The organism is Paenibacillus sp. 2TAB23, from assembly GCF_052115165.1.
Taxonomy (GTDB): domain Bacteria; phylum Bacillota; class Bacilli; order Paenibacillales; family Paenibacillaceae; genus Pristimantibacillus.
The window spans coordinates 1-12,897 of record NZ_JBFRGD010000047.1; the positions used below are offsets into that span (position 1 = coordinate 1).

Annotated in this window: 11 protein-coding genes and 6 tRNA genes; 1 reads left to right on the forward strand and 16 read right to left on the reverse strand. The window is 47.9% G+C overall.

Going from position 1 to position 12,897, the window contains the following annotated elements; translation table 11 throughout:
* Positions 1-580 precede the first annotated feature (580 nt).
* The 10 genes from hisD to AB4Z29_RS31945 form a co-directional block, all read right to left on the reverse strand.
* On the reverse strand, positions 581-1,867 hold the full coding sequence (hisD, locus tag AB4Z29_RS31900; RefSeq protein WP_441946908.1) for a histidinol dehydrogenase: 1,287 nt from the start codon (positions 1,865-1,867) through the stop codon (positions 581-583).
* 408 nt (positions 1,868-2,275) lie between these two features.
* Entirely contained in the window at positions 2,276-2,920 is a 645-nt protein-coding gene (gene hisG, locus AB4Z29_RS31905; RefSeq protein WP_183570755.1) for an ATP phosphoribosyltransferase, read from the reverse strand.
* Entirely contained in the window at positions 2,917-4,146 is a 1,230-nt protein-coding gene (locus AB4Z29_RS31910; protein WP_441946909.1) for an ATP phosphoribosyltransferase regulatory subunit, read from the reverse strand. The genes hisG and AB4Z29_RS31910 overlap by 4 nt, the downstream gene beginning before the upstream one ends.
* Positions 4,147-4,341: 195 nt before the next feature.
* Positions 4,342-4,875: an acyltransferase gene (locus AB4Z29_RS31915; protein WP_441946910.1), complete on the reverse strand. Its 534-nt coding sequence runs from the start codon at positions 4,873-4,875 to the stop codon at positions 4,342-4,344.
* Complete coding sequence (gene ppaX / locus AB4Z29_RS31920; protein ID WP_441946911.1) at positions 4,862-5,533, reverse strand: pyrophosphatase PpaX; 672 nt, start codon at positions 5,531-5,533, stop codon at positions 4,862-4,864. The genes AB4Z29_RS31915 and ppaX overlap by 14 nt, the downstream gene beginning before the upstream one ends.
* 24 nt (positions 5,534-5,557) lie before the next feature.
* Positions 5,558-6,559 (reverse strand): prolipoprotein diacylglyceryl transferase, encoded by a 1,002-nt coding sequence (lgt, locus tag AB4Z29_RS31925; RefSeq protein ID WP_441946912.1) that lies wholly within the window; start codon positions 6,557-6,559, stop codon positions 5,558-5,560.
* A 21-nt stretch (positions 6,560-6,580) separates the two neighbouring features.
* Positions 6,581-7,519, reverse strand: coding sequence for an HPr(Ser) kinase/phosphatase (gene hprK, locus AB4Z29_RS31930; RefSeq protein WP_441946913.1), 939 nt, complete (start codon positions 7,517-7,519; stop codon positions 6,581-6,583).
* 177 nt (positions 7,520-7,696) lie between these two features.
* Positions 7,697-8,818 (reverse strand): ABC transporter ATP-binding protein, encoded by a 1,122-nt coding sequence (locus AB4Z29_RS31935; RefSeq protein WP_183570767.1) that lies wholly within the window; start codon positions 8,816-8,818, stop codon positions 7,697-7,699.
* Positions 8,819-8,907: 89 nt separating this feature from the next.
* Complete coding sequence (locus tag AB4Z29_RS31940; protein WP_441946914.1) at positions 8,908-10,050, reverse strand: PucR family transcriptional regulator; 1,143 nt, start codon at positions 10,048-10,050, stop codon at positions 8,908-8,910.
* 178 nt (positions 10,051-10,228) lie between these two features.
* Positions 10,229-11,176, reverse strand: coding sequence for a glycosyltransferase family 4 protein (locus tag AB4Z29_RS31945; protein WP_441946915.1), 948 nt, complete (start codon positions 11,174-11,176; stop codon positions 10,229-10,231).
* A 182-nt stretch (positions 11,177-11,358) separates the two neighbouring features.
* Here AB4Z29_RS31945 and ssuE point away from each other — a divergent pair, with 182 nt between their 5' ends.
* Positions 11,359-11,910: an NADPH-dependent FMN reductase gene (ssuE, locus tag AB4Z29_RS31950; protein ID WP_441946916.1), complete on the forward strand. Its 552-nt coding sequence runs from the start codon at positions 11,359-11,361 to the stop codon at positions 11,908-11,910.
* 185 nt (positions 11,911-12,095) lie between these two features.
* Here ssuE and AB4Z29_RS31955 read toward each other — a convergent pair.
* The 6 genes from AB4Z29_RS31955 to AB4Z29_RS31980 all read right to left on the reverse strand — a co-directional run bounded on the left by AB4Z29_RS31955 (position 12,096) and on the right by AB4Z29_RS31980 (position 12,685).
* Positions 12,096-12,171: transfer RNA gene (locus AB4Z29_RS31955), tRNA-Lys, on the reverse strand.
* Between the two features lie 15 nt (positions 12,172-12,186).
* A tRNA-Tyr gene (locus tag AB4Z29_RS31960) sits at positions 12,187-12,271 on the reverse strand.
* Between the two features lie 36 nt (positions 12,272-12,307).
* Positions 12,308-12,383, reverse strand: a tRNA-Phe gene (locus AB4Z29_RS31965).
* A gap of 16 nt (positions 12,384-12,399) precedes the next feature.
* A tRNA-Asp gene (locus AB4Z29_RS31970) sits at positions 12,400-12,476 on the reverse strand.
* 34 nt (positions 12,477-12,510) lie between these two features.
* Positions 12,511-12,586: transfer RNA gene (locus AB4Z29_RS31975), tRNA-Val, on the reverse strand.
* Positions 12,587-12,608: 22 nt separating this feature from the next.
* Positions 12,609-12,685: transfer RNA gene (locus AB4Z29_RS31980), tRNA-Met, on the reverse strand.
* Positions 12,686-12,897: the final 212 nt, after the last annotated feature.

Below are 12,897 nucleotides of genomic sequence, written 5' to 3' on the forward strand. Positions count from 1 at the left end.
CTTTCGGTAAAATAGTTTGCAGAATATTCGATAACCTAGTAGACTTTTTCATGAGGTCGCCTCGTTTCGGATGTTTGTAGGGGTACAAACAGTTTACCGAATAGGCGGCCTTTTTTCATTCCATTTTTTGGTTAATCAACAGACCTGCAGTTTGTGCAATAGAAACGGCTTTGTTGCTTCCTTTCGARTGCTACGTTGCAGTTTGTACAATAGAAATCACYATTTCTGYTRATTCCCWGCTKTGGAGTKCRTTTCTATTGCARTAAATGCAATGTAGCTCCATAAACTGCAAGCTATGTCAGGTTTCCATTGCATTTACTGCAACGTAACTAATAAAACTAAATCATTCACTATGTTCGAGTTTTAAGCAAATGTTAGTAAAGTAAAGTACAAACAAGTACAACTACAACTACAGTACAATTACGCGTAAGCACAAGGCAAATGCAACCTAGTTAAGTACTCTATTCACTAACAGGCCAGCAGATTTAAAAATGATTGGCCAGTTCCACAGGTATCCAACTCATAAGCGGCTCCCTACCCTGCGTCCGAGGCAATATGCTTTATTTACGATGATTGTGTATTATTCGCGCTCTTTCTCTAAACGAATCTCGATAGCGCGAGCGTGCCCCTCAAGCCCTTCATGGCGCGCCAGAGTCATGATTTTCTCTCCATTGGCTAAGAGCGCTTGCTTGCTGTAATAGATGAGGCTCGATTTCTTCAAGAAGTCATCCACATTCACTGGGGAAGAAAACCGGGCTGTACCGTTTGTCGGGATGATGTGATTCGGTCCTGCAAAATAATCCCCAACCGGCTCCGAGCTATACGGCCCGAGGAAGATCGCGCCTGCGTTCTGGATATAGCCAAGGAGGCGCATAGGATCAACCGTCAGCACCTCAAGATGCTCCGGTGCTAGCTGATTGACGACGTCGATACCTGCCTCCAGCGAATCGACGAGCAGAACAGCGCCATAGCTGTCTATCGAGCTGCGCGCGATGTCCTGGCGCGGCAGCGTGGACAGCTGGCGCTCCACCTCCGCAGCAACCGCCTCAGCAAGCTGCTGCGACGGCGTAACGAGTATCGCCGACGCCATCTCATCGTGCTCGGCCTGCGACAACAGATCCGCGGCTACGTACGCGGGATCGGCTGAATCGTCGGCAAGCACGACGATCTCACTTGGCCCGGCGATGCTGTCGATATCGACGGCACCGAATACGGCGCGCTTAGCCAGCGCCACGTAAATGTTGCCCGGTCCGCATATTTTATCGACCGGAGCAATGCTGGCCGTGCCGTACGCAAGCGCGGCAATGGCCTGAGCCCCGCCGACCCGGTACATCTCCTTGACGCCCGCCTCCGCGGCGGCAACGAGAATATACGGGTCGATACCCGCAGTGCCGCCGGTTGCAGGCGGCGTCACCATGACAATCTCCGGCACGCCGGCTACCTGTGCCGGAATCACATTCATCAGCACGGACGACGGATAAGCCGCCTTGCCTCCGGGCACGTATACGCCGACCCGCTTCAGCGGTCGCATAATTTGCCCGAGCAGCGTTCCGTCCTGCTGCAGATCCATCCACGAGGTCCGCATTTGCTTCTCGTGGAACACCCGCACATTCACGGCCGCTTCGCGAATCGCCGCCAGAAAATCAGCGTCGACCTTGGCGTACGCCGCCTGAATCTCCTCCTGCGTCACGCGCAGCGATGCCGCGTCCAGCTTAACCCGGTCATGCTGCTCCGTATACCTTAGCAGCGCCGAATCCCCCTCGGCCTTTACGTCTGCGACGATCCTCAAGGCCGATTCATTTTGCTCCGGTGTTCCATACTCCACCTCGCGCTTCAATCCAAACTCCTCTGCTCGCATAATACGCATATTATCCACTCCTTCCTCTTACTCTCATACGTGTTCATTTGCCTTATATTGCTCATAGCGCCAATCTGGCACTTCCCTCTTCATAAGCTCAAAGCTCTTTATTACTCATAGTGTCTAGCTGGCACTTTCTTCTTCATACCTTCATAGTTCTATATTGCTCATAGCSCCAAKCTGGMAMTTCCCTCTTCATACCTTCATAGTTCTATATTGCTCATTGCGCCAAGTTGGCACTTCTTGCTTCCTCGTCTTACGCACAAAGCCCTATATTCCTCATAACACCAAGTTGGCACTTCTCGCTTCCTCATCTTACGCTAAAAGCCCTATATTCCTCATATCGCCAAGTTGGCACTTCCCGCTTCCTCGTCTTACGCTCAAAGCCCTATATTCCTCAAAACGCCAAATACTCGCTTATTCCCGTTTAGCCAGCGTCGCCTGCAAGCGATCGCACAGGCCTTGAATCACATCGTTTTTCATCCGATAACTCACGCGGTTCGCAATCAAGCGGCTTGTAATACCGAAGATGGACTCCATCTCCACAAGCCCGTTCTCGCGAAGCGTTTGGCCCGTTTCCACCATATCCACAATGCGATCGGCAAGGCCGATCATAGGTGCCAGCTCGATCGAGCCATTCAGCTTAATGACCTCTACCTGCTGCCCAAGCTCCCGGAAGTATGCTGAAGCTACGCTCGGATACTTCGTAGCAACGCGCGGATTCATAGTCGGCTTCCAGTCAGGCAAACCGATCACGGACATTCGGCATTTAGCGATCCCAAGATCAAGCAGCTCGTAAACGTCCTTGTTTTCTTCCATCAGCACATCCTTGCCGACGATGCCGATATCCGCCACGCCGTATTCGACATAAGTTGGAACGTCTACCGGCTTTGCCATGATAAATTCCATTCCCACCTCAGGCAGCTCAATAATCAGCTTGCGAGTGTCGTCGAAGTCGCTCGGAATCGGCAATCCTGCTTCGCGGAACAGCTTCGATGCCACCTTATAGATCCGGCCCTTCGGCATCGCCACCTTCAATATATCCTTTGTCTGTCCGCTCATGTGGCGCTGCCTCCTTTAATTCCGTTTCCTTCAAATGATAGCAATGCTGTGTATGCTACGCCTTTATATGTGAAAGAACGCTGTTCCTGTTTCAATACCTGATCCAATACGCTGCTTGCTTCATTTAAACGCTCCGTAACGACGTTAACACCCTCTGCGCGCAGCTCCTGCGCTTTGACAAGCGCATCACCGCGGCCTTCGGAGTCGTAGACTACGAGCGTTCGCTCAATCTCGTTCTCTGCTTTGTCTCCAAGCAGCTCCAGTATACGCGTCGTCTTCAGAGCAAAGCCCGTTGCCGGAGCCGGCCTGCCGAATTGCGCCAGCAGATTATCGTAACGACCGCCGCTCACGACAGGGAAACCCAAATCCGCTGCATAACCTTCAAAGGTCATACCCGTATAATAAGAAAAATCACCAATCATCGTCAGGTCGATAAGCACATGCTCACATACGCCGTACGCCTTCAAAACATCCCAAATCTCGCACAAATGGCTAATAGATGCGCGAGCGTGCTCATCTACTTTAAGCTGCAGCGCCTGCTCGCATATTTCCTGACCGCCGCGCAGCCGCAGCACACCCTCAAGCTCTTGCTGCACCGACTCTTCGAGAGCAAGCTTGCGCAGCTGCTCCCGGTAACCGACAAAGTCCCTTCCAAGCAAGCAGCCCTTCAACTGCTCCTGGGCATCTTTGCGTCCTGGGAGCGACTCCTCCATTAAACCGTTAAGAAAACCGACATGCCCAATAGCTATTTTGAATCGTTCCACGCCAGCAGCCTTAAGCGACGCGATAGCCAGTGCAACGACCTCTGCGTCTGCCTCCGCCGACGAATCTCCGACTAGCTCCACACCCGTTTGAAAAAATTCCGCCTCACGGCCAGCTTCCTCTTCAATGGCTCGGAACACATTCGAATGGTAAGACAATCGTTGCGGGAAATCCGCTTGTTTCAATAAAGAAGACACGACGCGAGCGATCGGCGCCGTCATATCGGAGCGTAGAACAAGCGTCGTACCACGGTTGTTAAGAAGCTTAAACAGCTTCTGATCCGAGGTTGAGCTTGCGACACCTACCGTATCGTAATATTCCATCGTTGGCGTTATAATCTGCTCGTAGCCCCAGCTCTGCATGCATGCTAGTACATCACGTTCAATATGACGCAGCTTAGCAACTGCGCCTGGTAGATAATCTTTAACGCCTATCGGCTTCTCGAACACTTTTGGTTTAGACATATAAGTTCACCTTCATTTACTTTAGTTGTTTAAAGCGATACCATGTTACCATGCTAACAAATTAAAGGATATAATCGTAATATTAGCATGAATGGCTTATTTCCGTCAACCGGATAAGGGCGATATAATCCCCCAAAAATAAAGCTTCGTCCGGCTGCGAGATGAGCTCGCGCGGACGAAGCTTTTCAAGGCTCATTAGTTCAATAAATTGCGTGCACTCTCGTCATAGTCGCTCGGCATAACGATATCTTTCCGCTTGATATCACGCATCGGATTRCCGCCTACAAACGCATAAGCAGGGACATCCTTATGAACGACAGAGCCTGCCGCCACAACTGCGTGATCGCCGATCGTTACGCCTGGCAATATGGTCGTATTAGCGCCTATCATCACATGGGAGCCGATGGATACATGACCCAAACGGTATTCCTTGATCAAATACTCATGAGTCAGAATTGTTGTATTATATCCGATAATTGTATTATTGCCAACCGATATGCGTTCTGGAAAGAAAACATCCACCATAACCATCAACGCAAAAGCGGTGTGCTCGCCAACCTTCATGCCGAGCACTCGGCGGTAAATCCAATTTTTAAGGGGAAGGATGGGGCAATATCGCGCTAGCTGGATAAAGATAAAGTTACGTACCGATTTGATCCGGCTTACCGTTGTATACACCTGCCACAGCGCGTTTGGTCCTTCCACTGGATATCGATCAACTTTGCGCAAGCGTCTCCCGCTCCATTCCTGCATATGAATAAAGATCGCGCATGTCATGGATCACAGCATGCGCACCTGCATCCTTCAGCTTCTGCTCGCCCTTCAACGACCAAGCTACTCCTATCGCCAAAGCTCCCGCAGCAAGAGCCGATTCGATGTCTACGATGCTGTCTCCAACCATCATGGTCGTCGACGGATCTGCTCCGAGCAAACCAATGGCCTTGCTGACTGGCTCGGCATGCGGCTTCGGATGAACGACATCGTCGATTGTGACGATGGCATCCACATAGTCATACAAGCCAACATATCTCAAGCCGCGCTCTGTCGTTAACCTCATTTTGGTCGTAACGACGCCAATTTGAATCCCTTGTTTATGCAAACGCTCAATGACCTCATTCACATAGGAGAATGGCTTCACGTATTCGTCATGAAGCCGCAAATTCACCTCACGGTAAGCGGCTACTAAATGAGTAACATCATCTAAGCCCGAGAAAAGCTTCATCTGGTCCGTTAGCGGTTGTCCCATGCTTGGTATAATATGCTCCCTGCCGAAGCCTTCAGCCGTTACGCCCTGCAGCGATTCTATGAACGAGCGGATGATGAGCTCATTGGTGTCGATAATGGTGCCGTCCAGATCGAACAGCATCGTTTTGATCATGCCCGTCATGTTTATGCCTCCTTGAATAACCAATTAAGGTTTGCTGTCTTCATTTTCTTTTTTTGTAGCTGTGGAATCGGGGATGGTTGTGATCGTCGTGTCGTTTCCGCCGTTGCGCTCTGGTTTGCTTGTCGTAACCGGATCCAGGTAATACGCGGAAGCATACCCTTTCTTCCTCCTTATAATGATGAACAGTACAGCCCCGACAATAAGAATCAAAGCCAGTGCCTGTGAAATTCTAATATTTCCATAAGCCGGATCTAGATAACCCTGCTTGAATAGAACCTCCATCGGCGTCCATAAGCCATCGATAAACGAAGCAAGCCAAGATGGCCCTCTAAATGCCAAGCTGTCGGTACGAAGCGCTTCAATAAAGAAACGTCCGATGGAATACCAGATGAAATAGGTAGCCGTAAGCTCGCCTGCGCGCAAAAACCGTTGACGGCGCAATACGAACAACACAATAAGTCCAACCAAGCTCCATATGGATTCATATAAAAACGCAGGATGACGATATACGCCTTCAACGAGCATTTGATCTACGATAAAGGATGGCAGATGAAGCGTATTGCGCAGGAAGTCTTCACTTACCTCACCGCCGTAAGCCTCCTGGTTCATGAAGTTGCCCCAGCGTCCGATCATTTGTCCGACAAGCATACCCGGAATCGTGATATCGACAAGTCGCCAGAACTTGTAACCTTTATAGCGGAAATAAAAGAAGCCGCAAATAAAGGCTCCGATAATGGCTCCGTAGATGGCGATCCCGCCATTCCAAATTTTAAAGACGTCAATCAAATTGCCCTTGTAATCATCCCATTTGAACGCTACGTAGTAAATCCTTGCGCCAATGATCGCAGAGGGAACGCCTAGAAGCAGCAAATCCATAAACAAATCAGGTTTAATGCCGAAGCGCTTGCCTTCTTGCACAGCGAGCAGCAACCCAACGAGAGCTGCTGTTCCTAGAATAATGCCGTACCAATGCACTTCAATTGATCCTAGGCTGAAGGCGATTGGATTCAATAGCAATGTCTTCATTCTTTTATATCCCCTTTAGATTCAATCATATTCATCCATATCGTCAGCAATCGTTTCCGTTAGTTTATTCGTGAACTGCAGCGCGGCATTGTAGCCCATTCGTTTCAGACGGAAATTCATGGCCGCTACCTCGATAATAACTGCTAAGTTCCGTCCAGGACGTACGGGTACCGTCACAAGCGGGACATCGGTGTCGATAATGCGAGTTGTTTCCTCATCTAGGCCTAAGCGGTCATATTGCTTGTCCTGCTGCCAATTTTCCAGTTTGATGACAAGACCAATGCGCTTCTGCGTCCGTACCGCACCTGCTCCGAATAAAGTCATGACATTAATGATGCCGAGGCCTCTAATCTCAAGCAAATGCCTAATAAGCTCCGGTGCACTGCCATGCAGCTGGGAGTCAGAGGTTTGCATGAGCTCTACCGCATCATCAGCGACTAGACGATGTCCGCGTTTAACAAGCTCCAGCGCTGTTTCGCTTTTACCAATGCCGCTGCCACCCGTAATCAGCATGCCGACGCCATAAACGTCAACAAGGACGCCGTGGATAGTTGCAGTAGGAGCTAGCTTTCTTTCGAGAAAATCCGTGATTCGGCTTGAGAGAATCGTTGTCGCAATCTGGCTGCGGAGGAGCGGTATTTGTATTTCGTTGCATTGATCAACGAGCTCGTGAGGTGCTTCTAATCCTCTAGTCAAAATGATGCAAGGCGTATCCTCGTTACAAAGTCGAACCATTCGGTCCTTCCGCTCTTCGCTTCCAAGCATATTCAAAAACGAAATTTCCGTCCTGCCCAGCAGTTGAACACGCTCACTCGGATGGTAATGGAAATAACCAGCCATTTCTAGACCCGGCCGATATAAATCATCTACCGTAATTGCACGTTTCATTCCATCCTCGCCAGCAATAATTTCAAGCTGAAACTGCTTGACGAGCTCAGATACTTTCACTTTCTTCGGCATCGCTTAGCCTCCCTCATATGACAACTGCGTAAGTGTATGTATGTTTTTTTTCAATGTCTTCATCGTAAAGGAAAACGCCTTCGAACGCAACGTTTGACCCACTTGTCTGCGCTGTTACTTAGAATACAAAAAAAAGAACAGCCGGATAGTCCGACCGTTCTTTCTCCATACTATTTATTAAGCTTCGAAAATGTTAAGTTCAGTAGCTTTGTCGAACAAATGAACCTTGTTCATGTCAAGCGCAAGCTTAACGCTTGTGCCGTCACGTAGACCAGAGCGGCCGTCAACACGTGCGATAACTGTGTCTGTGCCGATACCGTTCAGGTATAGGTACATTTCGTGACCAAGGTTTTCAGCAACTTCTACGTTCGCGTTAACGATCGTTTGTGGTGATGCTTCAAGGAAAACTGGCTCTTCATGAAGATCCTCTGGACGAATACCCAGAACAACTTCTTTGCCGATGTAACCTTTTGAGCGAAGTGATGCAGCTTTGCCTTCAGGAACAACTACGTCTACGCCGCTTGCTTTGAAGCGAAGCGCGCCGCCTTGTTCTGTCAGGGAACCACTGATAAAGTTCATCGAAGGAGCGCCGATAAAGCCTGCTACGAAGATATTTACTGGGTGGTTGTAAAGCTCTTCTGGAGAAGCCGTTTGTTGAATGAAACCGTCTTTCATAACAACGATACGGTCACCCATTGTCATTGCTTCGATTTGGTCATGCGTTACGTAAATTGTTGTTGTTTCAAGACGTTTTGTAAGCTTGCTGATTTCCGCACGCATTTGTCCACGAAGTTTCGCGTCCAAGTTGGAAAGCGGCTCATCCATCAAGAATACTTGCGGCTCACGAACGATTGCGCGTCCTAGCGCGACACGTTGACGTTGACCACCGGAAAGCGCTTTTGGCTTACGGTCAAGCAAATGCTCGATATCTAGAATTTTAGCAGCTTCACGAACACGTTTGTCGATGTCTGCTTTTTTGAATTTACGAAGTTTAAGGCCGAAGGCCATGTTTTGATATACGTTCATGTGCGGGTACAAAGCGTAGGATTGGAATACCATCGCGATGTCGCGGTCTTTAGGAGCAACGTCGTTCACAAGGCGGTCGCCGATGAACAATTTGCCTTCGGAAATTTCTTCAAGGCCTGCAATCATACGAAGAGTTGTCGATTTACCGCAACCTGATGGTCCGACCAATACGAGAAACTCTTTGTCTTTAATATCTAAGTTAACGTCAGTAACCGATGCTTTGTCAGTACCCGGGTATTTTTTGTAAATGCCTTCTAAACGTACGCCTGCCATGATAATTTTCCCCCTAGAAAGAAATTTCGATATGCCTATATCTTATCCCACCGAGGAGCTTGTGACTATGCACATACTTTACAAAAAAACTAATTTCTTTTCGTAACTTTGTACAATAGCAATATAATTTTAACTAGAACAGCATCTCTGAACTGTCGTACATCCAATCCCGTTTCCTGTTTAAGCTTGTCCAAGCGATATAATAACGTATTACGATGAATATATAATTTCTTAGCTGTTTCACTGACATTGCAATCGAGTGTGAAAAAAGTTTCAAGTGTGCTTAGCATTTCAGACTCTACGAACAAATCGGCTCTTTTTAGAGACTGCTCCAAATATTTAGCGCGCTGAAGCTCGGGAATCGCATTCAATAAGCGCTCCAGCTGCAGCATCCATGGCAAATGAATGTTTCTTCCGACATGAAACTTACGGCCCAGATTAATCGTTTCCCTTAGAAGCATTGTCGTTTCAATGATGCCTTTAGCTGGAGATGCCGGATGGGCGACAGCCAAATGGCATTCACCGATCCACTCGCTGGCAAGCATCTCATGCAGGCCAAGACCGATCGAAGCGAGACTCTCCTCAAGGGATTCCTCCTCCTGCTCCTCGAAAGCGTCAGAATCCTCGTCTCTTAATAGTGACATTGAACCCCAAATGAGCCATTCCTGACTTTTAAGCGGTATAAGTAGAATGTCATCCGACATAAAGGAGCGAAGCAGCTTCTCCAGATCGGCGTAAGTAGCTTGCTGCGTGCCAGGCTGCTCGGTAACGAGCAAAAAAGGAATCATTTCATTAAACAACCGGCTGCCAACTGTTAAATGATCAGGCAATGAATAAGCAGGCTCATCCGCTTCCAATTGCTTTTGAATCCAATCGCTAAGCTTAATAGCTTGTCTTTCCGTTTCCGAGAGAGCCGCGCTTCTCTTCTCAGCTACCGTTCCCCTATTTAATTGCAGTGTCCAGCTAATCAGCTCTTTCTCCGTAGCTTGAAGTGCAGAGCCTTCCAATTCAAGCAGATTTACCTCATATTCATTAGATGAAATAACAATCCATGTTTTATTATCCTTCTCTACGCGCTGGCCTTCTATGGGTGAAGGCGTCGTATGCTCGCCTAACCACAGCACGTCAGCGTTGCTTATTAGATCATTCCACTCCGCTATCGATCTCGAAACAGCATGTACCGGACAGTTCAAAATGTGCTCCAGTGGCTTCAACCAGTCTGTCGTGCTCATTTCTCTATCTCCAATCTCCACAAGCGTTAGCGGCTATGCGGCATCCTCATGTTGCAGGAAACCGCGCGAATGATGATTAGCAGCTCCATATAAGCGGATTAATGTGTAAAAAAGCATTTTCAACGATTCGTTAGAATATCGCTTTTTCCCGTCATTGTACCACATAGGCTTGTTTAATTCAGCTTATCGCAAGTAAAAGAATAATGGAGAGCAGCGCAAACAGCGCTGCGATCAAATAAAGGAATGAAACAGTCTGCACCTGGCTGAGTCCCCATTTCATTAATAGGTGATGCGTATGCAGCTTGTCAGCACGATGCAGGCCTTTACCGCTTATCAGTCTCCGCATCATGACGTAAATCGTATCGAATATAGGCAGGCCAAGCGCAAGAAGCGGTACAAGGAGCGTAATAAATGTCGCTTTTTTAAACGTACCATCAACCGCGATAACCGCTAACGTGAAGCCTAGAAAGGTTGCACCCGCATCGCCCATGAATATGCGTGCTGGATAGAAGTTATGTACAAGAAAGCCAAAGCATGCCCCCGCAACAATGATGGCAAGTATAGCTGTGCTGGGCTGTCCTTTTATTAGAGCAACTATTAACAGAGTAAGGGCTGAGAGCGTGCATACCCCTGAAGCAAGACCGTCAACACCATCGATAAAATTGATCATATTGATTAAAGCGAATACCCATATCATCGTTGTCAGCCAAGACAACCAATCAGGAAAGGAAATAAACAAACCTGTAATTGGATTTGCAATTCCTGCGATATGAATATGAAATAAAGTCGGAATCGACGCTGCCCCCAAATAAAGGATGACGCGTGGCCAAACAGGGAACTCTTTTCCTTTCGCTTTTGAGGCATCATCCAGAAGTCCCACAATGACAAGCACAGTGCCTCCAGAAAGAATGGTCCATGTTAACGGGGTAAACCCAATACATACAAACATGGCAATCACACAGCCAATGAAAATAGCCGCTCCTCCCATAAGCGGAATCGGCTTATTATGTATTTTTCTTTGAGTAGGACGATCAACAAAGCCCAGGCGCAGCGCAAGAATCCGAAGCGGTGGTACGCTTGCAAACACGATCGCAAAGCTAATGAAAGCCGCTATTCCGTATATCATTGCAACAACCCCTTTATCTATATAATTTGATTCCGTGTATACATTGTTCCCTTATACCGATAAAATACAAGAAATCGTTTTTGTCTGTTTGACCGTTGCCCGCATTCATGATAAAATTTATCCAAAGTTTACTTATCGGATTAATGTTTTTAATGCTGACCCTATCAAAGAGGAGCGTACCTATGCCGAACATTGTTATTATCTCCGGAAGCCCGAATACTTCATCACGTTTGAACGGAATTACCCAGTATGTCGAACGGCAGCTCAAAGAACACAACCTAACAGTAGATACGATTACAGTTGTATCCCTGCCTGCTGAGGATCTTATCCATGCCCGTTTCGGCAGTCCAGCCATTGTGGAAGCGAACCAACTTGTTGCAAATGCGGATGCTGTTATTATCGCAAGCCCCGTTTATAAGGCTTCATTTACAGGCGTTCTCAAAACGTTCCTGGATCTTCTTCCCCAAAAAGGTCTCGATAATAAAATCATTGCTCCACTGTTTATTGGTGGCACCATTGCGCATCTTCTCTCTATTGACTATTCCCTTAAGCCCGTGCTTGCATCCATGGGCGCCAAAATTTATGTTAGCGGTGTATACGCTGTAGATTCGCAAATTAATCGTACGCAGGAGCCGAATGAAGCTCCAGTATTCGAGATTAATGAGGAGCTAACGCTGCGTCTGAATGAAACAGTTAATGAGTTGGCACGCGAGCTTGAGCTTCGTCATAAGTAAATCGCTTCGTCATAAGTAAATCATGGCTTGGTATAAATACACGATTACATGACAAAAGGTGGACACTCCAGCAGGCTTAATCGCCTCGGTGTCCACCTTTTCTCGTTTATAACCTTTCTCGATTACAAAATCAAAAAAACCGAAGATCATAGGATCTCCGGTTGCGATGGTTGTTTTTAAAAAAATGGTGAGTCATGTAGGATTCGAACCTACGACACCCTGATTAAAAGTCAGGTGCTCTACCAACTGAGCTAATGACTCATGATGTAGAAAAACTGGTGGAGGATGATGGATTCGAACCACCGAACTCGAAGAGAGCAGATTTACAGTCTGCCGTGTTTAGCCACTTCACTAATCCTCCATGCTATTAATTATTTCCCGTTAATAGGAAATAAAGTGGTGGCTCGGGACGGAATCGAACCGCCGACACGAGGATTTTCAGTCCTCTGCTCTACCGACTGAGCTACCGAGCCTTACTTTAAAGAAAAATGGCGGAGCTGACGGGATTCGAACCCGCGGTCTCCTGCGTGACAGGCAGGCATGTTGGGCCACTACACCACAGCTCCAAGTGGATTCGGTCTGTAACCGAATAAGTAAATATGGTGGAGGATGACGGGATCGAACCGCCGACCCTCTGCTTGTAAGGCAGATGCTCTCCCAGCTGAGCTAATCCTCCAGATGTTACGATAAAAAGGTAATGGTAGCGGCGAAGGGGATCGAACCCCCGACCTCACGGGTATGAACCGTACGCTCTAGCCAGCTGAGCTACACCGCCACGCTTGTCCCCCGAATCATTGTCGATGCAGCGCTCGGGGACGCATGCAAAGTCAGAACATTACGCCCTGAAAACTGGATACGAAAGATAAGGTTTGCTGAACCTTCTTGCTGCTGTCTACCGGATGTATGGGTCACGGTAAACGTGTTTAGGATAAGCCCTCGACCGATTAGTATTCGTCAGCTACACACATTGCTGTGCTTCCACCCCGA

Excerpts from the sequence above, each read along its gene's own strand:
- hisD (WP_441946908.1), bottom strand. The coding sequence starts at position 1,867 with ATGCGTATTATGCGAGCAGAGGAGTTTGGATTGAAGCGCGAGGTGGAG.
- hisG (WP_183570755.1), bottom strand. The coding sequence starts at position 2,920 with ATGAGCGGACAGACAAAGGATATATTGAAGGTGGCGATGCCGAAGGGC.
- AB4Z29_RS31910 (WP_441946909.1), bottom strand. The coding sequence starts at position 4,146 with ATGTCTAAACCAAAAGTGTTCGAGAAGCCGATAGGCGTTAAAGATTAT.
- ppaX (WP_441946911.1), bottom strand. The coding sequence starts at position 5,533 with ATGACGGGCATGATCAAAACGATGCTGTTCGATCTGGACGGCACCATT.
- lgt (WP_441946912.1), bottom strand. The coding sequence starts at position 6,559 with ATGAAGACATTGCTATTGAATCCAATCGCCTTCAGCCTAGGATCAATT.
- hprK (WP_441946913.1), bottom strand. The coding sequence starts at position 7,519 with ATGCCGAAGAAAGTGAAAGTATCTGAGCTCGTCAAGCAGTTTCAGCTT.
- AB4Z29_RS31935 (WP_183570767.1), bottom strand. The coding sequence starts at position 8,818 with ATGGCAGGCGTACGTTTAGAAGGCATTTACAAAAAATACCCGGGTACT.
- AB4Z29_RS31940 (WP_441946914.1), bottom strand. The coding sequence starts at position 10,050 with ATGAGCACGACAGACTGGTTGAAGCCACTGGAGCACATTTTGAACTGT.
- AB4Z29_RS31945 (WP_441946915.1), bottom strand. The coding sequence starts at position 11,176 with ATGATATACGGAATAGCGGCTTTCATTAGCTTTGCGATCGTGTTTGCA.
- ssuE (WP_441946916.1), top strand. The coding sequence starts at position 11,359 with ATGCCGAACATTGTTATTATCTCCGGAAGCCCGAATACTTCATCACGT.